21 protein-coding genes are annotated in these 24,242 nt (G+C 36.7%); 7 read left to right on the forward strand and 14 right to left on the reverse strand.

Going from position 1 to position 24,242, the window contains the following annotated elements; all coding sequences use genetic code 11:
* Positions 1-27: 27 nt before the first annotated feature.
* The 4 genes from BT999_RS04765 to rpsL all read right to left on the reverse strand — a co-directional run bounded on the left by BT999_RS04765 (position 28) and on the right by rpsL (position 4,284).
* Positions 28-966: a DUF4424 family protein gene (locus BT999_RS04765; protein ID WP_072696613.1), complete on the reverse strand. Its 939-nt coding sequence runs from the start codon at positions 964-966 to the stop codon at positions 28-30.
* A 131-nt stretch (positions 967-1,097) separates the two neighbouring features.
* Entirely contained in the window at positions 1,098-3,170 is a 2,073-nt protein-coding gene (gene fusA / locus BT999_RS04770) for an elongation factor G (RefSeq protein ID WP_072696614.1), read from the reverse strand.
* 14 nt (positions 3,171-3,184) lie between these two features.
* Complete coding sequence (gene rpsG, locus BT999_RS04775) at positions 3,185-3,655, reverse strand: 30S ribosomal protein S7 (protein ID WP_072696615.1); 471 nt, start codon at positions 3,653-3,655, stop codon at positions 3,185-3,187.
* Positions 3,656-3,909: 254 nt separating this feature from the next.
* Complete coding sequence (gene rpsL, locus BT999_RS04780; protein ID WP_072696616.1) at positions 3,910-4,284, reverse strand: 30S ribosomal protein S12; 375 nt, start codon at positions 4,282-4,284, stop codon at positions 3,910-3,912.
* 638 nt (positions 4,285-4,922) lie between these two features.
* Here rpsL and fliM point away from each other — a divergent pair.
* Positions 4,923-5,906: a flagellar motor switch protein FliM gene (fliM, locus tag BT999_RS04785; protein WP_072696617.1), complete on the forward strand. Its 984-nt coding sequence runs from the start codon at positions 4,923-4,925 to the stop codon at positions 5,904-5,906.
* Positions 5,907-6,182: 276 nt separating this feature from the next.
* On the opposite strand, the gene tpx is transcribed toward fliM, so the two are convergent.
* The 4 genes from tpx to BT999_RS04805 all read right to left on the reverse strand — a co-directional run bounded on the left by tpx (position 6,183) and on the right by BT999_RS04805 (position 10,038).
* The gene (gene tpx, locus BT999_RS04790; protein ID WP_072696618.1) at positions 6,183-6,698 is read right to left on the reverse strand and encodes a thiol peroxidase; all 516 of its coding nucleotides are present in this window, start codon (positions 6,696-6,698) and stop codon (positions 6,183-6,185) included.
* A gap of 183 nt (positions 6,699-6,881) precedes the next feature.
* A complete protein-coding gene (locus tag BT999_RS04795; protein ID WP_084650589.1) occupies positions 6,882-7,622 on the reverse strand; it encodes a YkgJ family cysteine cluster protein in 741 nt (246 codons plus the stop codon).
* A complete protein-coding gene (gene thrB, locus BT999_RS04800) occupies positions 7,619-8,170 on the reverse strand; it encodes a homoserine kinase (protein WP_245790981.1) in 552 nt (183 codons plus the stop codon). The genes BT999_RS04795 and thrB overlap by 4 nt, the downstream gene beginning before the upstream one ends.
* A 95-nt stretch (positions 8,171-8,265) precedes the next feature.
* Entirely contained in the window at positions 8,266-10,038 is a 1,773-nt protein-coding gene (locus BT999_RS04805; RefSeq protein ID WP_072696619.1) for a rhodanese-like domain-containing protein, read from the reverse strand.
* A gap of 252 nt (positions 10,039-10,290) precedes the next feature.
* Between BT999_RS04805 and BT999_RS04810 the strand changes: the two genes are divergently transcribed.
* Together BT999_RS04810 and BT999_RS04815 are read left to right on the forward strand one after the other, a co-directional pair.
* Positions 10,291-11,064: a cytidylyltransferase domain-containing protein gene (locus BT999_RS04810; protein WP_072696620.1), complete on the forward strand. Its 774-nt coding sequence runs from the start codon at positions 10,291-10,293 to the stop codon at positions 11,062-11,064.
* A gap of 149 nt (positions 11,065-11,213) precedes the next feature.
* On the forward strand, positions 11,214-11,726 hold the full coding sequence (locus tag BT999_RS04815) for a hypothetical protein (RefSeq protein ID WP_072696621.1): 513 nt from the start codon (positions 11,214-11,216) through the stop codon (positions 11,724-11,726).
* Positions 11,727-11,746: 20 nt separating this feature from the next.
* Here BT999_RS04815 and BT999_RS04820 read toward each other — a convergent pair whose 3' ends face one another.
* The 6 genes from BT999_RS04820 to uppS form a co-directional block, all read right to left on the reverse strand.
* Positions 11,747-12,931, reverse strand: a complete 1,185-nt coding sequence (locus tag BT999_RS04820; RefSeq protein WP_084650590.1) for an MltA domain-containing protein — start codon at positions 12,929-12,931, stop codon at positions 11,747-11,749.
* A 72-nt stretch (positions 12,932-13,003) separates the two neighbouring features.
* On the reverse strand, positions 13,004-14,110 hold the full coding sequence (locus BT999_RS04825) for a hypothetical protein (RefSeq protein ID WP_072696622.1): 1,107 nt from the start codon (positions 14,108-14,110) through the stop codon (positions 13,004-13,006).
* A gap of 80 nt (positions 14,111-14,190) precedes the next feature.
* Positions 14,191-15,273, reverse strand: a complete 1,083-nt coding sequence (rseP, locus tag BT999_RS04830; protein WP_072696623.1) for an RIP metalloprotease RseP — start codon at positions 15,271-15,273, stop codon at positions 14,191-14,193.
* Positions 15,274-15,395: 122 nt separating this feature from the next.
* Positions 15,396-16,625 carry a 1-deoxy-D-xylulose-5-phosphate reductoisomerase gene (gene dxr / locus BT999_RS04835; RefSeq protein WP_072696624.1) on the reverse strand — a complete coding sequence of 410 codons (1,230 nt, stop codon included), beginning with the start codon at positions 16,623-16,625 and terminating at the stop codon, positions 15,396-15,398.
* Positions 16,626-16,673: 48 nt separating this feature from the next.
* Positions 16,674-17,567: a phosphatidate cytidylyltransferase gene (locus tag BT999_RS04840; RefSeq protein WP_072696625.1), complete on the reverse strand. Its 894-nt coding sequence runs from the start codon at positions 17,565-17,567 to the stop codon at positions 16,674-16,676.
* A 21-nt stretch (positions 17,568-17,588) separates the two neighbouring features.
* The gene (uppS, locus tag BT999_RS04845; protein ID WP_072696626.1) at positions 17,589-18,308 is read right to left on the reverse strand and encodes a polyprenyl diphosphate synthase; all 720 of its coding nucleotides are present in this window, start codon (positions 18,306-18,308) and stop codon (positions 17,589-17,591) included.
* Between the two features lie 411 nt (positions 18,309-18,719).
* Between uppS and BT999_RS04850 the strand changes: the two genes are divergently transcribed.
* From BT999_RS04850 to BT999_RS04865, 4 genes are all read left to right on the forward strand, one after another.
* Positions 18,720-19,574, forward strand: a complete 855-nt coding sequence (locus BT999_RS04850) for a tetratricopeptide repeat protein (protein WP_072696627.1) — start codon at positions 18,720-18,722, stop codon at positions 19,572-19,574.
* Positions 19,575-19,705: 131 nt separating this feature from the next.
* On the forward strand, positions 19,706-21,370 hold the full coding sequence (locus BT999_RS04855) for a long-chain-fatty-acid--CoA ligase (protein WP_072696628.1): 1,665 nt from the start codon (positions 19,706-19,708) through the stop codon (positions 21,368-21,370).
* 68 nt (positions 21,371-21,438) lie between these two features.
* A complete protein-coding gene (locus BT999_RS04860; protein WP_072696629.1) occupies positions 21,439-23,214 on the forward strand; it encodes a CgeB family protein in 1,776 nt (591 codons plus the stop codon).
* 72 nt (positions 23,215-23,286) lie between these two features.
* A partial coding sequence (locus BT999_RS04865) for a glycosyltransferase family 9 protein (RefSeq protein WP_072696630.1) occupies positions 23,287-24,242 on the forward strand: 956 nt, incomplete at its 3' end.

Here is a 24,242-nt window from a genome sequence, read left to right on the forward strand (position 1 = left end):
TAAAGATTAAATTTTCTGTTTACAAACTTATTGCGAAAAAATTACTACCCATAAATCTTCTTGGGGTGCAATATCAGTCAAATTTATAGACAAGGTTTTTTCCGTAGAATAAATATACTTGTCGCTTATACGCAAAAAAATTATTTGTGGTTTTTTAGAATCATTCACAAGCTGAATGGAAATATTTTTTATCGGGTATAATTTTGCAATATTTACCCATGGGATACGAGTTTGGGTTAGCTTGCAATATGCATCATCTTTCAGCCCAAGCTTTGAAAAAATCTTTTGAAATTCATCTGGCTTTATTTGCAACAATGAGGCAAAAATTGATTTTTCATTTTTTTTCATCTCAGACACTTTGAAAGAATCTGCTCCCCAAAGTATGGTGTGTTGATATTCTAATTTAAAGGGAACATCACTCTTTCCAGAAAACGAAAACCAGTAATAAGGGTGTACCCACCACCTTGGTATATATTGATGATCAGGCACATTAATCATATAATTCTTAGCAAGCATATCAGCGTACTGCTTTCTATTGTCAGCACTATCTTGAATCCATTTTGAATAATCGTTGAGAATAGTTGGGGATATACCACTTTTTTCTAAGTCATCTGTAATATCTTTATTTCCAATAAGTGCATTATATCGCTTGTTATATTCAATCTTTTTTTCGTTTAGGCTTACATCTAACTCAGAAAAACTTCTATCAAGATATATTACGACATCTCCAAACCAGGCGTAAGGCAATAAGTCAAATTGCACCAACACATCACCATTCAGCCACGATTGCATTGTATATGCTACACTCAACTTATCATTAGAAATAGAAATGTTAGCGTCTAATATTTTAAAAGCATCTTGTGGAACAATTTGCATTTGTGGGTTTTGCACGGCGTTTTGCCACTCGGCACGCACCGCCATAGGAAAAAATAAAACTAGTATAAATATTATTAAGTGTTTTAACATCTATCCCTACTCATTATGTATTTGGTTTCTTTTTATATAAATGAATTTCGTAAAAAAATACAAACAAAAAAAGCCTGAGCGATAAACTCAGGCTTTTGATTTTTTTAATGCTAAAACTTAATAAAATAAGCTTAAGCTTTTTTCTTTGCAATTTCTTCAGAAATGTTATTTGGAACCTTTTCATAGTGATGGAACTGCATAGTAAAGTTAGCACGACCTTGAGTGCGTGAACGCAAGTCAGTCGCATAACCAAACATTTCAGAAAGAGGAACTTGAGCACGAATAGCTTGAGAGCCAATACGCACTTCAGAACTTTGAACACGACCACGACGACGAGTTAAATCACCCATAACATCACCAACGTAATCTTCTGGGGTAACAACTTCAACGTCCATGATAGGTTCAAGAATCATAGGACCGGCTTTTCTGATCGCATCTTTAACAGCCATAGAACCAGCGATATAAAACGCTTGTTCAGAGGAGTCAACATCGTGATAAGAACCAAAAATCAAGTTAACTTTAATGTCAACAGTTGGGAATCCTGCTAAAACACCGCTCTTAAGGGCGTCTTTGATACCTTTATCAACCGCAGGAATGTATTCTTTAGGAATAACACCACCAACAATAGAGTTAACAAACTCATAACCTTTTTCGTGGTTAGGTTCGATTTCGATTACAACGTGACCATATTGACCACGACCACCAGATTGTTTTGCATACTTGCAATCTTCTTTGGCAGGTTTAGAAATAGTTTCACGATAAGCAACTTGTGGTTTACCAACGTTAGCATTAACGCTAAACTCACGAGTTAAACGGTCAACAATAATTTCTAAGTGTAATTCACCCATACCGGCGATAAGGGTCTGACCTGTTTCTTCGTCGCCTTTTACACGGAAAGAAGGGTCTTCTTTAGCAAGCTTATTTAAAGCAGCAGAAAGAGCATCTCTGTCCGCTTTAGTTTTTGGCTCAATAGCTACTTCAATAACTGGCTCAGGAACATCAAGAGATTCAAGAGCAATAGGAGTATCTATATCACAAAGAGTATCACCAGTTCCAGCTATTTTTAAACCAACGATAGCTACGATATCGCCAGCTCCAGCCCACTTAATTTCTTCTCTTTTATTGGCGTGCATCTTTAAAATACGACCAACACGTTCTTTTTTGCCACTAGCAGAGTTAAGAACAGTCATTCCGGATTCTAAGAAGCCAGAATAAATTCTTACAAAAGACAAGTGTCCGATATATGGATCAGAAAATAATTTAAAGATCAGACCAGCCATAGGGGCTTTGTCATCACTCTCACAAATTACTTCTGCTTTTGTATCAACATGAATACCAACCATTTGGTCAATCTCAAGAGGTGATGGCAAATAGTTTACAACAGCATCAAGTAAAGGTTGAACACCCATGTTACGGAATGCAGAACCACACATTACTGGCACTATATCTTGAGCTATAGTTGCTTTACGAATACAAAGTTCAATCTCTTCTACACTAAGTTCTTCGCCAGAAAGATATTTTTCCATGACTGCTTCGTCATATTCAGCGACAGCATCAATCATTTCAGCACGCTTGATTTCGTATTCGTCTTTTAAGTTATCAGGCACTTCAGTAACGGCAATTTCGCTACCGTGGCTGGCTTTATCAAAAACCAACGCCTTACTGTTAATAAGGTCGATAACGCCTTCTAATTTATCTTCTGCACCAATAGGAATTTGAAGAGCAACGGGAGTAGCCTTTAAGCGATCACGAATCATATCAACGCAACGCTCAAAGTTAGCACCCATACGGTCCATTTTATTGATAAAACAGATACGAGGAACTTTATAACGGTTAGCCTGACGCCATACGGTTTCAGATTGAGGTTCAACACCGGCAACGGCATCAAAAACAGCAATCGCACCATCAAGAACACGAAGGGAACGTTCAACTTCCATAGTAAAGTCAACGTGGCCCGGTGTATCAATAATATTTAGCTGATGTTCTCTCCAAAAACAGGTGGTTGCAGCAGAGGTGATGGTAATTCCACGCTCTTTTTCTTGCTCCATCCAGTCCATTGTGGATTCGCCATCATGTGTTTCACCAATTTTGTGTGAAACACCGGTAAAAAATAAAATTCGTTCAGTTGTCGTAGTTTTTCCGGCATCAATGTGAGCCATAATACCGAAGTTACGCATTTTGGAAACAGGAATTTCTCTAGACACGGTTTTTCCTCCTGTTACCAGCGGTAATGAGCAAAAGCCTTGTTAGCTTCAGCCATACGATGAGTGTCTTCGCGTTTTTTTACAGCACCGCCACGACTATTAAATGCATCCAAAAGTTCAGCAGACAATTTATTCATCATGCCTTTTTCGCCTCTGGCTCTAGCGTAATTAATAAGCCAACGAATAGACAAAGCACCCTGACGATCAGGGCGAACTTCCATAGGAACTTGATAAGTAGCACCACCAACACGACGTGCTTTTACTTCTAAATGAGGCTTAACGTTATCCATAGCCTTTTCAAAAGCTTTGATTGCATCTTCATTTGTTTTTTCAGCAAGTTGTTTGAGTGCGCTGTACATAATTTTTTCAGCCACACCTTTCTTACCATTATACATAAGGCGGTTAATAAAGCGTGCTACCAAACGGCTGTTATAGACCGGATCAGGCAGCACCTCCCGCCGGGGAACAGATCCTTTACGAGGCATAATAGGGTCTCCGAGTGAGTTATTAGGGTTATAAATTTATGTGAACAAAATAGTTTTTAGCTAAAACTTAAAGAACACATACATTCAAAAATTTGTATTTTATAGAGCCCGTTTAAAACTTAGTATTTTTAATCTAAGATAAACCAGACACTAACCGCAAAAAGGTAGGTTACAACAATAACCTACCTTTCTTTTACCTTGAAATTAAGGCAAAAGAAAAACGTAACATACAAAACTTAGGCAAAACTTAGGCATTAAGACTTAGGACGTTTAGCACCGTATTTTGAACGGCTCTTACGACGGTCAGCAACACCAGAAGCATCTAAAGTTCCGCGTACTATGTGGTAACGTACACCCGGTAAGTCTTTTACACGACCACCGCGGATAATAACCACGGAGTGTTCTTGTAAGTTATGACCTTCGCCCGGAATATAAGCGGTTACTTCAAGTCCGTTACTAAGGCGCACACGAGCAACCTTACGCAAAGCGGAGTTAGGCTTTTTTGGAGTAGTTGTATATACACGGGTACATACTCCACGACGCTGAGGACAAGCTTGAAGAGCAGGGGTTTTCTTACGCTTTTCAATTTTCTTGCGCTCAATACGAATAAGCTGATTAATTGTAGGCATTTTTTACTACCTCTTAGAGAGAACTTGGCGAATATTTAAGCTAAAACGCTTAAACAGTTAATATTTATACATATACAACACAAAATATATGTTATTAAGATAAATATAAACCTTTCAACCATGACCCTAAGGAATTAAGAGTTGATTAAGGAATTATTAATTTGCACAAACAAAAAAACCTAAAGGAATAATAAAACTCCTTAATTTTTAAGTAGATACTTTGTACAAAAGCCATTTATAAAGCCGACATAACAATAAAACATTATTCCTGTCGACTTATAATAATAAGTAAAATGGGGATTACAAATAAACTAAAGCCAAGACTTTTGTCAAGCTTTTTTTACACAAACTAAAAACACTTAGAATTGCAATTTTTCAGCAACAGGTTTAAATAAAAAGTATACACTATTATTAAAATTTTGCCAAGTTTTTATTTTTTTTGAATGAGAGCAATTAAAATATTTACTTTTATCTTTATTTTTACTAAAACGACAACAAAGCTCTTGATAGTTGGTCTGTTTATTGCATCAAACACAAAAGCATAAAAAAAGCGACAAAATAATGGCATTCTGATAAAGTATATTATAAGAAAATAATGCCCTTAAATATATGACTTATATGAATCACAGGAAGCAACAATGAATAAGATTTTGGCACAAGATGAAGTAGACGCTCTTTTAAGGGGGCTTTCCGGCGGTGAGGTCGAGACAAACGGCGATCCCGCAATGGCAGACGATATGGGCTATGTCTCTTTTGACCTTGCCAACCAAGACCGAATAATCCGCGGACGCATGCCCGTTCTTGAAATTGTCAACGATCGTTTCGCTCGCCTTTGTACTACTGCCCTATCAAACTCGGTTAGAAAAAGAGTCGAGTTAAACCCGATCTCTATCGATATGACAAAATTTGGCGAATTTATGCGCTCCCTTCCTGTTCCGACCAGTATTAACATCTTTAAAATGGAACCGCTTCGTGGAAACGCAATTATAGTTGTTGATGCCAGACTCGTCTTTGCCCTTGTTGAAAACTTTTTTGGCGGTCAAGGTAGTCAACCTAAAATAGAAGGACGAGAATTTACCCGTATAGAACAAGCCATAGTTGATAAAGTCGTTAAAATCGCTTTGGACAATATGGAAGAATCTTGGCGCCCTGTGCATGATGTCAATCTTGAACTTGTACGTTCTGAGATTAACCCACAGTTTGCGGCGATTGTTCCACCGAGTGATGTTGTTGTTGTTATTACCTTTGAGGTCGAACTTGAAACAGCTATCGGCTCTCTGATTATCTGCCTTCCTTACGCAACAATAGAACCTATTCGTTCAAAACTCCACGCCAGCTTCCAAACCGAACGCTTAGAAGTTGACCATACTTGGGTTTCTCGCTTAAGAGAACGTATTATGGAAACAAGCGTTGAGCTTAAAGTAAATTTTGGAAAAACCCAAATTACCGGAAATCAACTTATGCGTCTTAAAGTTGGCGATGTCATTTTATTGGACACAGACACAGATTCTCTTTTTGACGTTACTGTTGCCAATGTCTTAAAATATCAGGCAATCTCCGGAACGGTAAAAGGCAACAAAGCTATACAAATTATTCGAGAAGAAGAACCGAAATATACTTAATTGAGACTATTACACAATAGCCTCTAAGTGGCTTTTGTTAGAAAGACACTCCAAAAACTACGAATAAGGAAATTTTAATTTTCCTGTAAAATGAGTTGTTTTGGTCACTTAAGACATTTTATGCCATGTTCATACAGAGCATAGAACGATGATAAAAGCACGCAAAACGGAGTTTTGCAATGGTCTTTATCAAGATACAAATCAAAATGACAAAAGCCCTATTGTATAAAAAAATATTTATATACAATAGAGCTTTTTTTCTTATTCAAAGACGAGTTAAGCTAAAGCTTTTTTAGCAGCCTCAAGAGCGGCATTAAAGTTAACCTGATCGGTTACTTCGTTAACAAGTTCGGTATAAACAAGCTTTTGATTGCGATCAACAACAAAGACGCCACGTGCAAGCAAGCGTAATTCTTTAATAGCCATACCATAATTTGTTCCAAAAGATAAATCTTTGTGGTCAGAAAGAGTAACAACCTTATCTATTCCCGCCGCACCACACCAACGAGCTTGGGCAAAAGGTAAATCAACACTAATCGTAAGAATTTTAATATCATCGCTTAAACAAGCGGCATCTTTATTAAACTGACGTGTGGCGGTATCACAAACAGATGTATCCAAAGACGGTACAGAACTAATAATTAAAACCTTACCTTTATAGCTATCTAAAGTGCGAGGGCTAAGATCGTTAGCAAGCACAGTAAAATCAGGGGCTTTTTCGCCGAGTTTAACGCTGTTTCCAACGAGAGTAAGGGGATTTCCTTGAAAAGTAATAAGACCTGAACGTTCCATAACAAACTCCTTATATTAAAGTTAAATGTTATATTATAAAAAAGAGAGATTCATAATTTCGTCATTTTTACATAGTAATAATTATTATTAGCGTATTTTGCAATAAAAGTAAAGTATTTATTTTAAATTTTACAACAAACAAGCTCTCTAACAAAGCTCAAGCTTATTAACACACTAAATTTTCTATTTATTTTTAGGAATTCCGCTAACGATCATTTCCGCAATAGTTAAATCAATACGACTATTTAACATATTTTTTTTCACTCGAAACTCAAACTCCAGCTTTGCCAGTTCCTGATAAAATTCTGTTCTATCCAAGCTTGGCGGGTTTTCAAAATTATGCATAAGTTCAACATAACGCACACAACCCGGAAAAGTTTGAATTTTCGACGAGCTCTCGGTTAAAATCTCGCTTTCAGATTTTTGACTATTTTCAAGGTGCATAATATTTTTTGTGCCGTGTAAGCGACAAATCATCAAACGATATTCATATAACTCACAACGCCCGCTTGTTTCGTCCAAAAGCGGACAAGCCAAGCGTGGAATGGTATTGTTGCTTTCGGCTAAGTGAGTTTCAATTACATATTTTTTGGCACGTTCATAAATTTTTTGGTAAACATCTTTTGGTAAAGCTTGTAAACCACGCCACAAATAAGCCCACTCAACAAAAGTATGATGCCGAAAATAGCTGTAACAACAATTATCTTTACAACCACGGCAATCTAAGCCCGCTTCTTTTGCTACAAGGTTATAAGCTGTTTGCATATTGTCATAAAGTAAAGCCAAGCGTTGGAACAAACCTATTTTTTCTTTTGACGCTCCCTTAACTTTATTATTTTGTTTCAAGCTGTTACCCTGTTTTTTTGCCTGAACTGAACTTAATTGTTCAAACAAATCAGCATTGTTGTTTTTAAATTGAGTCATGATTTTATCTGCAACAAATCAACAATTTTTTGAGCATAATTCAAAGCCGAATCTTCACCGCCTTGAACGGTATAATGACTATGTTTTTCATATAACGCCCTGCGTTCGTTATATAAATCTTCAATCGTTTGCCCCGGGTTAATCGCTAAACCTCGCTCAGGCTTTCTCGCTATACGCTCTAAAATAATCGGAAGCGGTACATCAATATGAATAATTTTACCTATTGTTTTTAAGTGTTCCATAGCATATTCACGATAAACGGCACTTCCACCCGTTGAAATAACAACCTTTTTAAGATTAAGCCTTGATAAAACCCCCGCTTCAATATCCAAAAAGCTCTCTTTATCAACACTGTCGGCGATAGCTTGTAGGGGGGCGGCATAGACCGATTCTATAATATAATCGGTATCCACATGAGGCCAACCCAAAAGATTGGCAAACTCTCGTCCGATAGTGCTTTTCCCTGAGGCGGCCATGCCAATAAAAATGATACATTCATCAGGCAGTATTTTTTGAACCGCCTTTTGTTCTTTATTGTTCTCTGACATGAATTTTTCTCTTTTAAACTTATTTTTATTTTAACAGGCTTAATTTATTTCTTTTCTAAACTTATTTCTTTTCTAAACTTATTTCTTTTCTAAACTTATTTCTTTTCTGGTTTATCATCATAAGGCCATAACGCCATTCCGCCGTCTAAAACATATAAATCGCTTGCACCAAGATCATGCAACATACAAGAAGTTGCATAAGCGTCATTGGAATGTTCACAAATCAAAACAATAGGCATCATGCGAGGCACATCGGTCATTAAACGTTTTTTTAAATCAGACAAAGGGATATTCACGGCTTCGGGGATATTTTTTTGTTGCCACTGGTGCTGAGTTCTAAGGTCAATAGTAAAAAACTCTGCCCCTGATTCTTTAGAGGCAATAAACTCATCGGGAGAAATACTGTAAAAATGTCCTTGAAGTTTGTTGTCAAGCATACTGGCAACAGAACGCAAAGCCCCCCCGGCACGCCCCGGAACTTCTAAATTCATCAAAGTTTTTACCGTTCCGCCGCTATGAATCATAGGCAATAAAAGTGCTAAAACGGCTTCAGATTCAAGCCCGACGTTATGACTAACAAATTGGGCTCCTAAAATTTCTCCGCTATGTTTCAAACAGAATAAACGGATCATTAAACCACGAGGAATTTTATGTTGCAACTCTCCATTCTCAACTCGCTTTTGGAAACTATAAGAAGAAGCAACGGGAATTAACGCCACAGCATATTCATATTCGATATTGGCGGCTTTCATTTCTTCTTCGCCCAAACCAATACGCCCAACATGTAGATTTGAAGAAATTTCAACGCTTTTTACCCCCGCACTCTTCCAATAAGGCAGATGGCTTGAGTTTTGGCTTGATACAATACAATCACAAAGATAACGTCCCTGAACCTCAGAAGAGGAATCTTCCGTAAATATCGGGCAACTAACCCCCTTTCCGCCGCCTCTAACGCTCGATAAAGGCAGGGCAAGACGTCGCCAATCAACCCCCGAACCGAGTAAAAAGATGTTTTCGTTTTCAATTTCACCGTGTGGACTGGCAATTACCAAACCTTGTTCGTTAATTTTAAGTCCGGCTCGTCCGATTAGAGGGTGTTGAACATACAAAGATTCTGCCCAAATAAAGCTTGAGGCTTGAACGCTACCCGATGCACCGCTTGGGTGAATAAGTTTGGTTATTTTATCTCCGTCAAGCTCAAACAAGATTTTTTCCGGTAAAATGTCGCTCCAATCAACTATTGTCAATTGTTTGAATTCGTTAAGTTGATTTAACAAATAAAACCAAATATCAGGTGAAAAAGGGTTATAAGGAGACGGCCCGCTGTTTTGTGTGCGTATCCAATAAACTTTTTTATCCGTATTAACAGTAGCTTCCAACGCCAAGCCGAGAGCTTCCAAGGTATCAAGCCCCCCACCGATCACAGCTATGTTTTCTATATTTTTGCCATGTACGGCAGTATCAAGCTTTTCAAAATCAAAATAAAAATAAGGACAAGGCCAAGGAAAAATATTTGTTGCAGCCCTTAAATTGCGTGGAATACGTGGCAACGATTCAAGTTCCATCACCAAATCGCTAAAACGCACGGGTAATTCGCCTCGTTTCGATTTTATCGTCAATTCTCTGCCCGACATATCTAGCCCAAGCTCATCAACGCTCACAACGCCCAGTCCACGACCCTCTAATTTTTCAATTAAATTATCGGTTACTCTTTTGGAAAAATAATTTGTAAACACCCCTTTAACCGGATAATTTTTAAAACTTCCGGGTAAAATAACGTTTATCTCACTTGAAGGGGCTTGCTTTTTTAATCTGGTAGCGGTTCTGATTCCTGCCATACCTGAAGGCAATACAACTATACGTTTCATGAGTTTCTCCTGAATCAACACGATAATTTCGTTACTGTAAGTTATTTTGACAGCTGCACAGCGATTTTATAAAACAGTTTCGCCGCTCAACACATAAGACATGAAATATTATACGTTATTTTATATACAAGTTAAGATTTATGCAAGTATATTGCAAAATTAAGCTTAACAATATATTATAAAATTTACAACCCGATTTTATTAAACAATAAAAAAGTGTTATAAAAAACAGCTAATAAATCAGGAAGCAAAATGTATAAAGCGGCAATTATTTTACAAGCACGCATGGGGTCAACCAGACTACCCGGAAAGGTTTTAAAAACTGTTTTAGACAAACCTTTACTCGCTTATACTGTCGAGCGTTTACGCTATTGTAAACTTGTAAGCGAGCTTATACTTGCAACGACTAATGACCCTAGCGATGAGCCTTTGGTCGCCTTTGCACAAGAAAATAAACTGCCTATTTTCCGTGGTAGTATTAATGATGTCTTAGACCGTTATTATTCGGCTTTGTCTTTATTAAAAGACCAAAATATCCAATATATCATGCGGATTACCGGCGATTGTCCTTTAATTGATCCGACAATTTGCGATGCTGTTATTCAAGAAGTTCAAAAGCAAAAAGCCGATTATTGCATTAGCTCCGAACGCTTTGCCGAAGGGCTAGACTGTGAAGTATTTACCAAACAAGCCTTAATTAAAGCTTGGACAGAGGCAAAACTCGCCTCCGAGCGTGAGCATGTAACTTTATTTATTCGCAATCACCCGGAATTATTTAACTTAGCTAAATATGATCAAACTCGTGATGATGGAAAAATTAGAATTACCGTTGATGAACAAGCGGATTTTGAGTTGGTCGAAGCGATTATTAAAGCCTTGTATAAAAAAGACGCAACTCCGTTTAGCTTTGAAGATATTCGTAATTTTCTGATCAACCACCCTGAACTTATGGAGAAAAATTCTGATATAATTCGCAATGCGGGTTTAATTAAGTCTTTAAAAGAAGATTATATTGCGAAGGGGTAAGGGGGGGGGAATTAGCCTGCTAAACGGATAAATTCTTCTCGAGAAATATCAATTCCACTATTTGGTGTAGATCACTTTACATAATAATAAAAAATGTTAAAATATTGTTACTGAAGTAAAAAACAATTGTACATGCATAAGGATAGAATATGGATCAATTCATTGATTTTCTTACGTACTCACAAAATATAAATGTATTTTCCTCATTGCTGACTTTATTTTCACTAATTTTAGCGAGTATTAAGGTTATACAAAAACGTGAAATGAAAAAAGCAATGCGAGCTAATTTTCAAAAACACTATAATATATATTTTCAAATTGCACGATCAGCATCCCGAATCAGGCATCTAGAAGATGATAGCAGTGTCAACGATATAAAATTATCACAAAGCATACGGGAAGCAAACCTTATACGAGGTGTGGTCGATACCGCACGGGCAGATCTAATCGCTTATGCTCGTGAAGAAATAAACTTTACTCCTTTTTATGAGCATCCAGCAGTACCCAATAAAAAGCTGCCACTCACTATAGCACTGGGCAAAGATTCTAAACTTATCCCTATACTCGCAGAACTAGAGAACCAACCAGAGAACCCAAAGTGTGTGTTTTGTGGCGTCGGGGAAAAACTAACACTATTACTTAGAAAGTTTAATAAAAAATAGATTAAACAATAAATACCACGCTACTTCGCTAACAATAAATAAGTCGCTCCTGTCCAGTCGATATGTCCTGCGTTATGAGCGGCATTATCTCCGGCACCGCAAAATAAATCAAGTCGATAGCCTTTAATCGCACCGCCAGCATCTTGGGGCAAAGTGATATTATAAAAAGGTTTAGTCGGGTTACCGTCCGCATCAGGCAAAGCCACAATGCTAAAAAACACTGAACCATACGGATACTTATCTTTACTGCTCGCTAGGCTCATCATTGGAGTTAAAGGCCTGCCAATCGCCCCAACAGGGCCGGAACTTGCCTCTCTAAAAAACACATAACTTGGGTTAGTATCTAACAATTCAGCGACTTCATCAGGGTGTTTGGCGAGATAAGCCTTAATAGTCTTCATATTAACCTGATCAGGCGGAATCAAACCACGCTCTTTCATAATACGCCCCAGCGAAACATACTTACGGTTGTTTTTACCCGCATAAAGAGCATGCACATAAGAACCATCAGGGAAAAGCAAACGCCCCGAACCTTGTACCTGTAAAAAGAAAGCGTCAACTTCACTATCCACATACGCTATTTCAAGCCCACGATTTTTTAAAACGCCCTTGCGGTCAATAGCGTTTCTATCGTGATAGCCTTGTCCTTTTCTGACATCAGACGGCATTTTATAGATAGGATAATAATATTTTTTTGTTTTTGTACGGCTCGCATTTAAAGTCGGCTCATAATAACCCGTAAAAGACGCATCAGGACCTAAACGCCACCAAGTAAATTTTTTCGCCAATAATTCAGGCGATTTTTGAATGGCAGACATATTATCTCGTAAAACCTGATTAGTACGCTTTAAATCAGACCATTTCACCCTTAAATTACCACGCATAAACGCCATTTCGTCGCTAGGACGTTTAGCCGCATAAGCCGCACTCTGGGACAAAGCAAAATCTAGTTTTTTTAGATATTCGCCGCCCGAATAAGCCATATACTTTTTAATTAAAGCCTTTGCCTCAGTTTCAGATAATGCCACAGCACTTTCAGTAGTAACAGGCGTAAACAAATTAATGCTCGCTTGTTTTTTCTTGTAGTTCGCATCACCGCTCATGTTTTTTGAGCCACAAGCGGAGAGCATAAGAATTGACACAATAACTGCCATCAAGCGAAGTGATTTTTTTAACCCTTGGGGTTTTAAAGATAAGTTTAGCATTGTTTTTATTTAAGGTTAAAAGGTTAAAAAATTTTAAACTATTCTTTTACTACACAGGTTTAGGCTAATATATCAACCCATTAAACTAAGTTCAGTGATTTTAGCGTCTTCAACTCTTGCACACATAAAATGCCCGGCAAAAGAATCGTCTTTTTCTTTCACATATAAAAATAAAAGATGTTCAAACCTATTATTGGAACTGGAAATAGACATTTGGATCTCATAAAGAGAGAGATTTTTAATAAATTGTTCTTTTGTAATGGGCGGTAAATCATCAGAACGCCATTCACTAAGACCACCATAAAAGCCATCTCCTACTTGATTGATAAAAGTAGTATAACTGTTTTTATCAATATCTTGAAGAATCCTGTTTGCTTCATCAACAAAAAGCTTAGCTTGCTTTTGATTTATTAGTTCAATTAAAGTTTCGGCATATTTTGTTTGTGTATCTTTTGTTATATATGCAGAATCACATAACTGAGCCAAGATATTAATTTTTTCTTCAATTATTATGGTTTTGTCTTTAAGGTTATTTGTGAGTTCTTTTGTTTTATCTTTAGAAATACTCGCTTGTTGTTTTGCTTTTTTCCTTTCTCGCATTAAGTTATTAAAGTTTTTTTCATATTTTTCCAAAAACTTAATAAACTCTTTTAACAAATCATAAAATTCAACATTTTTTGCAATTTGAGCATGCTCAAGTGCTTGATCGTAATAACCTTTTAACCTGTCTGACAAAACATACATTAGCTCAACATACGTAATATAGTTGCCTTCTTCAGATAAAATATCTTCAGGGATATTTACATTTTTCATGTGTAAATACAAAGCTTTTACTAAGGGTAGAGCTTCTTCTATTTTTTCAGAAATTAGTTTTTGAGAATTGTTTACAACCGCTGCATATTTATGTCTATTACTCATAAATTCATCAGTTTTATAAAACGCCTCGTCTCTTTTATCAAAAAAAATACTTGAATTCTGATCAATAATGTTTTTTGCCAAAAGATATTTTGCTTTTAATGTTTCATCAGCTATAGGAACTTCACCTGTCTCATCAAGGGTAAATTCAATAGTTAAATCTACACCTTGATCGGCAATAGTGGTTATTAAGGTATCACTTTCCCAAGAAAGACCACTAAATTTAATATCAACAGTTTTTTGTACGTTATAAATATTAAACATAATAATTCCCTTTAGATACACAAAATCAAAGCAATACCTGTAGCCAACGCCAAGCTAATACACTTCTTTTTTACTGATGACTAAAACCAAACATCTCGCACCCAAACAAAAATATCTTTGACCATTAATATTATTGTCAACGAAATCAATATCGCCATACCAACGACACTCGCTCTATAGCGAAAACTTTCCGGCAAGGGCTTTCTAAAAATCATCTCAATAGTTAAAAAGACTAAAGTTCCGCCGTCTAAAACAGGAATAGGCAAGAGGTTAATAACCCCAAGGTTAACGCTAATTAAAGCCGCAATAAACAACACATTGGTTATTCCATATTCTGTTTGAGCATGAATCACTCTGGCTATAGAAACAACGCTTCCGACTTCTTCAACATTACCACGCCCGCTAAATAAACGTTGTAAAAATTGAATGGTAATATCAATCATTTTATAGGCTTGAATAATTCCTTCTTTAGCAGAATCAATAAATCCTAAAGGAATATAAATACGATTTTGACTGGGTTCTATGCCTAAAAGCCAAAGCTCTTTATCATCGCCAAAAATATCTTTAACCGTTTTACGAGTCGGAGTAAGCTGAAAAAACAAAGATTCGCTCATATCAGGGCGTTTTACTTCAACTTTAACTTCTTTTCCACCACCGTTTTGAATAAGTTCGGGAATTTGTTCCCAACGTTCTATAACAATTCCATCAATATTTATGATTTTATCGCCACTTTTTAAACCCGCAACCTGAGCCGCACTATTTTCCATAGTTCTTCCGACTTCAGGCAACATCACGGGGCGACCGCTAGTATAGGCGATACTCCAACAAATTAACCACGCTAAAATCAGGTTAAATAAAGCCCCACCAAGCACAACAAAAAAACGTTGCCAAGCCGGACGCAGGGAAAAACTTTCTTCTAAAGTAAAAGGTTCGGGAAGATCTTCGACCTTTTCTTCACCCACAAGGCTACAAAAACCACCAAAAGGTAAGGCGGCAAGCTGATATACAGTTTTACCACGTTTAAAAGAAAATAAAACAGGGCCAAAACCTAAAGAAAAAGTCTTGACTCCCATACCGAAAAGACGAGCAAAAAAGAAATGCCCCAGTTCATGCACAAAAATAAGACCACCAAAAACTAAAACAACCGCTAAAGTTCCTAACATATTTAAAGAATATCCTTATATATTATAATGTTAAATGTATATTAAAATTTTATGTTTTTAAAAGATCAAGACATAAAAATATCAATAAAAGTAAGACAGATCAAAAGAATATAAATATTCTGTTACACCCAAGACAATACTTTATTTCTTGTTTCTTGATCAAGGGCTAAAATCGTTTCAAAATCAAACGCCTGAGCGTTAAAAGCTTGAGCCAAGTTACTGTTTAAAGCTCGTTCGACTAGGTTGCAGATATCTAAAAAAGAAATTTGTTTATTTAAAAAAGCCGCAACAGCCACTTCATTTGCCGCATTTAAAACTATTGGCGACCATTGCCCCGAGTTATACGCTAAAAGAGCAAGGTCAAGAGCGGGAAAAAGCTTATTGTTTGGGTCTTCAAAGGTTAAACTTTTTTGTTCAATCAGATTTAAAGCGGGTTGTTGAGCGTTTAAACGCTCGTTAAATCCAAGACAATACGAAATAGGGATTTGCATATCAGGGCAACCCAATTGAGCCAAAACAGAACCATCAACAAACTCAACCAAAGAATGTACTATAGATTCCGGGTGAATAACTACTTTAATTTCATCAGTTTTTGCACCAAATAAATGAATGGCTTCTATAATTTCCAAGCCTTTATTCATCATAGTTGCGGAATCAATAGTAATTTTCGCCCCCATGTTCCATTTAGGGTGTTTTAACGCCTGTTCCAGACTGACTGTTTTCAATTGTTCATAAGAAAAAGACCTAAAAGGTCCACCTGAGGCAGTCAGCCAAATTTTTTTAAGGGCTTTGCTGTTTTCGGAGTGGCTCACTTGAAAAATTGCATTATGTTCCGAATCTACGGGTAAAATAATTGCTCCACTTTCAGCACACAGCTTTTTCACCAAAGAACCCGCAAGCACCAACGCCTCTTTATTTGCCAAGGCAAGCACTTTTCCCGCTTTCGCCCCGGCAATAGTGGCGTTAATTCCCGCCGCACCAGATTGGGCAAGCATTAGCATATCGACTTCGGCTAAAGAGGCAAGTTCGCTAAACCCTTGGCTTCCACTCACTAACTCGGGCTTATAACCACTCGGCAATAAGGCTTTTAATCGATCAATCAAACTTACATCTTGAATACCCAAATATTTTGGGCGAAACTCCGCCGCCTGTTCGGCTAATAATTCTATATTTTTACCACCAACTAAACCGACGACTTCAAAACATGAACGTTTTTCCGGCGTTAGTTGACGTAAAACATTCAACGTATTCCTACCAATTGAGCCTGTAGAACCAAAGATAATAAGTTTGCGAGGCGTTAAAGGGCTTAATTCGCTATAAGGCATAGGCATTTTTGTTATATAATCAGGCATTTTTATCCTTTAAAAGCAAACAGTTACAACAACTAGCTTGAGATTATATTAAGCAAACCAGCTTTGCACTTTTTCCACAACAAAAGGCAAGACATTGAAACAAAAAAATGCCATTGGCAATGTGAATAATAGGCTGTCTATGCGGTCTAACAAGCCGCCGTGTCCGGGTAAGATATTGCTTGAATCTTTTATATTCAAAACTCTTTTTAAAGCTGATTCAAAAAAATCACCAAGTTGAGAAGCAACAGCGATAAAAACACCCGACAACAGATAAGAAATATGTTTGGAAAGACTACCGCTTGCATTAAAAATTAAACCCAATAAAAAAACTACAAGCAAAGTAGAAAGCAACGCCGCAATACTTCCGACCCAAGTTTTTTTCGGGCTGACTGTTGCCCATATTTTTTTATCTCCCCATAAACAACCCGCATAATAAGCAGCAATATCAGAGACAAAAGTCGCCGATAAAACGATCGCCTGTTCAAAAAAATTCAGGTGTAAAGCAATTTGTAAAGTTACGGGAATATAAACTATACCAATCAAAAGAATATAGTGTAGTTGCGGAGTTTGCGTTTGGTCTTTACAGCCATAAGTAAAGAGAAAAGACAAAGAGCTAATAAAAAACGCAAAACTTAAAATACCCAAGATCCACCAAGGCGAGTTTTCCATTGACGCATAAATAATACCTGAGCCTAAAACAATACCTAACCCGCTTAAAACAATACGCATCAAACCTGTTTTAAAAAATCCGTAAAATTCCCAAAGGGCAACGGCGGAAACAAGAATCAACAAACCGACAAGCAGATATGGCAAATCAAAACCACCATTGCTAAACATTGCGGAACCCACAAAGGAAAACAACAAAAGCGAAGTTATTACTCGTTTTTTGTGATTTGGTGGAATTTTTGCAGTTACTGAAGTATTATTAGTGTCTTGAGTCATCAATATATCCTTTAGTTTTTTTTAAGTTGCTGTTCCAAAACGTCGTTGTCTTTTAGAATAATCGCTTAGAGCTTTGAAAAGTTCTTGTTCATCAAAATCAGGCCAAAGCACGGGAGTAAAATAATATTCGCTATAAGCACTTTGAAAAAGTAAAAAATTGCTGATACGATATTCTCCGCTAGTACGAATAATTAAATCAGGATCAGGCTGCCCTTGTGAATATAAAGCTTCCGAAAATAACTTTTCGGTTAATTCTTGGGGCTTTATTCCTTCACTTATCAGTTTTTTACATGCCTGAACAATCTCATACCTTCCGGAGTAATTTAAAGCAAGGTTCAAATACATACTTTTACAATTTTGAGTGCGTTTAATAGTATACTGTAGAGCTTTTGATGCCGCAAGTGGCAATTTTTCAAGCTCACCAAAAACCGAAAGTTTAATATCTTGTTCCTCAAGCGTTTTAAGTTCAGTGTTTAAAAACTCAACCAAAAGCTTAAAGAGAGTGCTGACTTCGTCGGCAGATCTATTCCAGTTTTCATGGGAAAAAGTATAAAGAGTTAAGTGTTCTATTCCCAACTTTCTGGATTGAGTAATCAATTTTTTACTCGCAACCGCCCCTCCCCTATGTCCTTCACTGCGACTAAGCCCTTTTTGAGTTGCCCAACGCCCGTTTCCGTCCATGATAACAGCAAGGTGTTTAGGAATTTTAATATTCGTTTCTGTCAAACCAAAATCGTTCAAGGGATCAACCTCATATATAAAAATTAAGATTTTAATTCATAGTCAATACTGTTTTAAATGACTTTCTTTTGTTAAGCTGTCAAGGAGAACACGGCGAACGCTTTGAATATTTTAACAGAGTAAGTTAACAATAAAATTATCTAGACCCTAAAGTTTTACACAAAAAAACAAATTTTATCAAAGAAACAAGATATCCAGGAAAATATTTTTGTTCTGTTCCGGTCGCTCAACGGTTAAAAATCAAGCTTAATCAGATAAAAATCAAAACTGCATTTCTTTGTTTTACTTTTTATACTATAAAGCCTATAATTTAACTTTACAAGAGTTTAATCTCGGGATAAAAGATTAAACTTAAATAGTTACTCTACGATATTATCATTATTGGCGGGCCTGAACACAGGACAAATAAAAATGGCACAAATTACAATACCCAAAACAGTAACAGAAAATATAGCCAGGGCTAAAGCATACATCAAAAGACAAGAAGTTGAGCGTGCTTTAACGGCTATTGTTGCATCATTAACCGAATATAACGAGGCCCAAGTAATGGGTAAAGCTCGCTTTGAAGCGGCTTCTTTTTACCATGAAGCCGTCGCCGAGTTTAATCGTTGTCCTCAGGTTAAAAAACTTATAGAAACTTTAAGTCGTTCTCCTAAAGCCAGTATTGTTTATCAAGTCAACAAAGAAAAAGAATTGGTAAATATTTTCAGAATATTACTCAAATTTCTTACAGAAAGCCAAGCCAAAAACGAAAGAGACAGACTGGAAAAACAAGAAGACGAACGTCAAGCCATGCTCACAAAAGGGCAAAGTCTTATCGATAGCGGTGATAACGCAATGGCAAGAGCGGTTTTAAGACGCTATGCCGAAACTTACGGTTCTGAACCGGGCGTTTATGGCGATATAGGCAAAAGACTGCTTCAAGCTAAAATGTATAAAGAAGCCGCCGAGATTTTAGAGCTTTCAATAGAAAAACACCCAAAAGACAGTAAAGCTTATGCCGATGCCGTAACGGCTTATCTCGTTATGCGTGAGTTTGAAAAGGCCGAAGTAGTTTATATGAAGGTTATCAAACAATTTGGAGCTCACCAAAGAACCTTATATAATTTAGCTAAGTTATACGCTTTTATGAACAAAAAAGAAAAATCTTTTGAAGCCGCCAGACGAGCTTACGCCAAAGATTCAAGCCTTACCGAAGCCAAAGAACTTATGGACTTTCTCGACGGAAACGGTGAACGTCCGGAATTTCTAGCTAATTTCAGGTAAAAAAAATCAAAAGATTGTTTGTATATTCCAAAAAGATAAAAGACTTAAAATATCTTTGCAAAATAGTCTTTTGTCTTTGAAAATGTGTTTTGATAACCTAATCGTTATAATAAAAGAGGTCTGTGCTAGAAATGAATAACCCTTGGCAAGCTTTTTATCACAATAACTCGAACAATATTCGCACAGACTTTAACGACCCCTTATACGCTCTTTTGGATAATGCCGCAAAAGCCCACCCGGAGCTTTTGGCGTGTGTATTTCATAACTATAAAATAACATATAAACAACTTCAAGAAAAAGCAGAAATCTTCGCCAATAACCTAAAACAACAAGGTTTACAAAAAGGCGATCGAGTAATTTTAATGTTGCCTAACTTGCCTCAAACTCTAATTGCCTTTTGGGGAATTATAAAGGCAGGCGGAGTTGTTGTATTTGTCAATCCAATTTATACAAGCCAAGAAATACTTTATTTTTGCCAAGACTCTAAGGCTCGCTTTTTTATCAGTATTACTGACTGTTATGAAAAAATCAAAGCTCTGATTCCTCAAGCGAAAAGCATAGAAAAATATTTTTTAACTCAAGCTTCTGATGCCTTAGGCTTTCCTTTAAACTATATTCAAATATTTAAAGATTTTTTTGAAAAAAAGAACAAAGTAGAATATAATAATAAAACTCTTAAGTTTAGCGTTCTCCTAAAAGGTTCAAAACGCTACTCTGCTGTTATCAACGACCCTAAAGATGAACTTGCCTTAATTCAATATTCAAGCGGAACAACCGGATCGCCCAAAGGCGTTATGCTGACCCACTCTAACCTGAGCTCAGACGCAATACTCACCAAGAACATGGTGGATTCTATTGATATAAACAAACAAAATTGCCTCTGTATCATTCCTTTTTTTCATGTTTACGGGCTAAATTTAGGTTTATTGATCCCTACTTTGATTCAGGCAACAATTTTCCCAATGCCCCGTTTTAACCCAACCGAAACTTTAAACACCATTGAAAAGTTTAAAATTACCTTATTTCCCGGTGCCCCAGCTCTTTATATCGCATTATTGCAACATAAAGACTTAAAAAAACATGATGTCTCAAGCCTTAAATTTTGTATTTCAGGGTCAGCCCCCATCTCTGTTGAAAACATGCAAAAGTTTAAAAAACACTTTGGGGTTGATATTATAGAAGGCTATGGGCTAAGCGAAGCTTCACCAATAACACACTTAAACCCCTTTGAACACCATAGATCAGGCTCAATCGGAATTCCGATTTTGGGAACAGAGGCACGCATAGTCAGCCTTGAAAACGACTCAACAGAATCTTTAGCGCCAAACACCGAAGGTGAACTTATTATTAAAGGACCTCAGGTCATGAAGGGTTATTGGGAAAAACCCGAAGAGAGTTCCGAAGCTTTGAAAAACGGTTGGCTTTATACCGGAGATATCGCCGTTATGAGCGAAGACGGTTTTTTTACCATAGTAGACCGTAAAAAAGATATGGTGATTGTTGGTGGCTATAATGTATATCCGGCTGAGGTCGATAAAGTTATTATGACCCACCCTAAAGTCGCTTCGGCTATTTGTGTCGGAATATCTCACCCCACCAGAGGCGAAATTTTAAAAGCCTTTGTAGTCTTAAAACCCGAACAAGAGTTGACCAGAGAAGACCTTCTTAGTTATTGCCGAGAAAATTTGGCAAACTATAAAATTCCTCGCCAAGTAGAATTTAGAACAGAACTTCCACAAAACTATTTGGGAAAAATGTTAAGACGTATTTTAAGAGATGAGGAAGAAAAGAAGTAATTCCAATAGCCCGTTAAAAACAAAAATAAATTAACTTCCATTAAACTCAATAATAAAAAAATAACATAATGCAAAAAAAATATACTGTTACTCCTATCTATCAAAACGATCAATTAAGCGATCTTCATATCAAAAAAGAAGAAAGAACTATTGAAATGCTCGGCAATGCCGGAATAGTTAGAGAACTGAATATAGTGCCAAAAATTGTTTGTTCCAAAGAAAATTTAGAACAAAACAATACCCCGCCTTTTAATCCTTATAAACATATTCCTGTTTTTTTGGGTTCCGGGTTTGGAATAACCATAAACGAGTTTATATCTCAGTGGAATGAACTTTGTAAAAGTTTGCCCGACCTACCAAAACCTCACCTCGCCATTATAGACAAAGAAGAAGAAATAAAAAAATATACTGAGATAAAAAACAACCCCTTACTAAAAGAAAGTAATATTTTTTGGATCGAAACCGAAGACAAAGATCAGGCGTTAAACGAAATTACAAAGTGGCAGGCTAAAAACAATAATTTATCTCTTTATCCTATTGCCCTACCTTTTTATCAGCGTCTTGACCGTGATTATTATGCATATCTTAATCAAGCTTGCCAAATAAGTCTAAAAGCAAATATTTGGGAAAAAGTAAAATATCCGAAGTTTAAAGACAAACCAAAACTCTTACTCTTAACCAGTCGTTATTTTCTGATTGGAGAAATCGTTAGTGCTTGCGAACGGTTAAATATAGACTTTCGTTTAGTTCAAATACCCGAAGAAGTCTTACAAGAAGAATTTATTAAAGATATTTTGTCAGTTGTAAACCAATTTAAACCTGATTTCATTTTTACAATCAATCATTTGGGAGTTGACCGTGAAGGGGTTTTGCTTGATTTGTTAAAAAAACTCTCTCTTCCTCTTTGCTCCTGGTTTGTAGATAACCCCCACTTAGTCTTAGATGCCTTTGAAAAGGTAATTTCTCCCGAAACAATTATCTTAACATGGGATTCAGACAATGTAGATTCTCTGAAAAAATATGGCTTTAATGAGGTGCATTACTTGCCTCTTGGGACTGATGTCTTTCGCTTTTCTCTACAAGAAAATCTTAAGGATACAAAAAATTTACGTTCAAAAGTCGCTTTTTTGGGAAACTCTATGGTTTCTAAAGTTACAAAGGTTAAAGACAGGTTGGAAGGCTTGCCGGAAACTATTGAAAACTATGAAGCCATCGCCGCAGATTTCGCCAAACACAGCGAACGTTCGGTTACAAAATTTATCCAAGAACATTACCCCAAGATCTATAAAAGTCTCACTGATGACAAAATTAAAGATAAAAAAATCAATCTGTTAAACTATGAAGTTTTTTTAACTTACGAAGCAACCAAACAATACCGCTTTTCTTGCGTTAAAGAGATCTTACCTTTTAACCCACTGATTGCGGGAGATAAAGGTTGGTTTGAGCTAATTCCGAAAGACGCTCCGTCTTGGCGTTATCATTCAGAAATGACCTATTATACCGACCTTCCGCTCTTTTACCCTTTAATTGATATTAACTTTAACTGTACAAGTGCCCAAATGAAGGGGGCTGTCAACCAACGTGTTTTTGACGTGCCTGCTACAGGTGCCTTTTTAATCACAGATTGGCGAGAACAGGTAGACAAGTTATTTGAACCTAAAAAAGAAATTATTTGTTATAATGAACAAGGCGAAATAAAAGAACTTATCAAGTATTACCTAAACAAACCAAACGAACGTAAAAAAATTGCCCTCGCCGCCCGAAAACGTATTTTGGCAGAACATACTTATGAACACAGAGTTCAGCAAATTATCGAAAAAATAAAAAGTATAGTCGGATCTTAAAAAGTTTTTTCACACATCATTAAAACCATAAACTCACATTTTAGAAAAAACTGACCGGAAAACTCATTAAAGATGCAAAAAATCGCTGTTTGGAATACTGCCTTTTTAGGTGATGCCGTTTTAACTTTACCTCTTTTAGAAAACTTACACAAAGCCTATCCTGAGGCAAAAATAGATTTTTGGGTCAGAAAAGGTTTAAGCCCGCTCTTTTCAAAAATCCCATATATTAACAAGGTTTATGAATTTGATAAAAGGGGCAAACAAAAAGCTCTGTTTTCGGTTATTCCTCTTAGCAGGGAAATAAAAAAACAAAACTATGATTGTTGGATTTCTGCTCATACCAGCTTACGCAGTGGCTTGGTCGCCCTGCTTTCAAAAGTTCCCAAACGTATCGGATATAAACAGGCTAAGACACATTTTATTCATAACTTGGCATATACGGATTATGTCGAAAGGCAATTTCCGGAAGTACCCGAAATAGAACGCTTAAACAACTTATTACGCCCTTTAAATATTGAACCGAGCGAACTCAACCCCAATTTTTACCTAGCAACACCAAATGCGGAAAGCCTAGCAAAATTCAGCGAAGGCTTTGGCTTTATTCCAAGCACAAAAAGCCTTAACAGGCACAACGTTTTTCTTTCTGAATCAACGAGTAAACAGACTGTTTTGGGGCTTCACCCCGGCTCAACTTGGAAAACCAAACAATGGTTGCCGGAATACTTTGCAAAGTTAGCTATTTTTGCTTTAAATAAAGGGTCAAAAACAGTAATTTTTGCCGGACCGGGCGAAGAAGTAATAGCCAATCAAGTAAATAGCTTAATCTTAACTCAGCTAAATGCGGAAAAAAAATACGACTTAACTAAGAATATACTCAACTTAGCCGGAAAGTTGTCGTTAACCGAACTCACAGAATGTATAAATTTATTAGACGCTTATGTCTGTAATGATTCAGGAACAATGCACATATCATGGAGCCTTGGAACCCCAACGTTTGGGATATTCGGCCCGACAATTCCGGAATTTGG

The organism is Desulfovibrio litoralis DSM 11393 (assembly GCF_900143255.1).
Classification (GTDB): domain Bacteria; phylum Desulfobacterota; class Desulfovibrionia; order Desulfovibrionales; family Desulfovibrionaceae; genus Frigididesulfovibrio_A; species Frigididesulfovibrio_A litoralis.

Excerpts from the sequence above, each read along its gene's own strand:
- BT999_RS04810 (WP_072696620.1), top strand. The coding sequence starts at position 10,291 with ATGTATAAAGCGGCAATTATTTTACAAGCACGCATGGGGTCAACCAGA.
- BT999_RS04815 (WP_072696621.1), top strand. The coding sequence starts at position 11,214 with ATGGATCAATTCATTGATTTTCTTACGTACTCACAAAATATAAATGTA.
- tpx (WP_072696618.1), bottom strand. The coding sequence starts at position 6,698 with ATGGAACGTTCAGGTCTTATTACTTTTCAAGGAAATCCCCTTACTCTC.
- BT999_RS04765 (WP_072696613.1), bottom strand. The coding sequence starts at position 966 with ATGTTAAAACACTTAATAATATTTATACTAGTTTTATTTTTTCCTATG.
- dxr (WP_072696624.1), bottom strand. The coding sequence starts at position 16,625 with ATGCCTGATTATATAACAAAAATGCCTATGCCTTATAGCGAATTAAGC.
- BT999_RS04795 (WP_084650589.1), bottom strand. The coding sequence starts at position 7,622 with ATGACTCAATTTAAAAACAACAATGCTGATTTGTTTGAACAATTAAGT.
- BT999_RS04860 (WP_072696629.1), top strand. The coding sequence starts at position 21,439 with ATGCAAAAAAAATATACTGTTACTCCTATCTATCAAAACGATCAATTA.
- BT999_RS04820 (WP_084650590.1), bottom strand. The coding sequence starts at position 12,931 with ATGCTAAACTTATCTTTAAAACCCCAAGGGTTAAAAAAATCACTTCGC.
- rpsL (WP_072696616.1), bottom strand. The coding sequence starts at position 4,284 with ATGCCTACAATTAATCAGCTTATTCGTATTGAGCGCAAGAAAATTGAA.
- rseP (WP_072696623.1), bottom strand. The coding sequence starts at position 15,273 with ATGTTAGGAACTTTAGCGGTTGTTTTAGTTTTTGGTGGTCTTATTTTT.
- thrB (WP_245790981.1), bottom strand. The coding sequence starts at position 8,170 with ATGTCAGAGAACAATAAAGAACAAAAGGCGGTTCAAAAAATACTGCCT.
- BT999_RS04840 (WP_072696625.1), bottom strand. The coding sequence starts at position 17,567 with ATGACTCAAGACACTAATAATACTTCAGTAACTGCAAAAATTCCACCA.
- BT999_RS04855 (WP_072696628.1), top strand. The coding sequence starts at position 19,706 with ATGAATAACCCTTGGCAAGCTTTTTATCACAATAACTCGAACAATATT.
- BT999_RS04850 (WP_072696627.1), top strand. The coding sequence starts at position 18,720 with ATGGCACAAATTACAATACCCAAAACAGTAACAGAAAATATAGCCAGG.
- BT999_RS04805 (WP_072696619.1), bottom strand. The coding sequence starts at position 10,038 with ATGAAACGTATAGTTGTATTGCCTTCAGGTATGGCAGGAATCAGAACC.
- rpsG (WP_072696615.1), bottom strand. The coding sequence starts at position 3,655 with ATGCCTCGTAAAGGATCTGTTCCCCGGCGGGAGGTGCTGCCTGATCCG.
- fliM (WP_072696617.1), top strand. The coding sequence starts at position 4,923 with ATGAATAAGATTTTGGCACAAGATGAAGTAGACGCTCTTTTAAGGGGG.
- BT999_RS04825 (WP_072696622.1), bottom strand. The coding sequence starts at position 14,110 with ATGTTTAATATTTATAACGTACAAAAAACTGTTGATATTAAATTTAGT.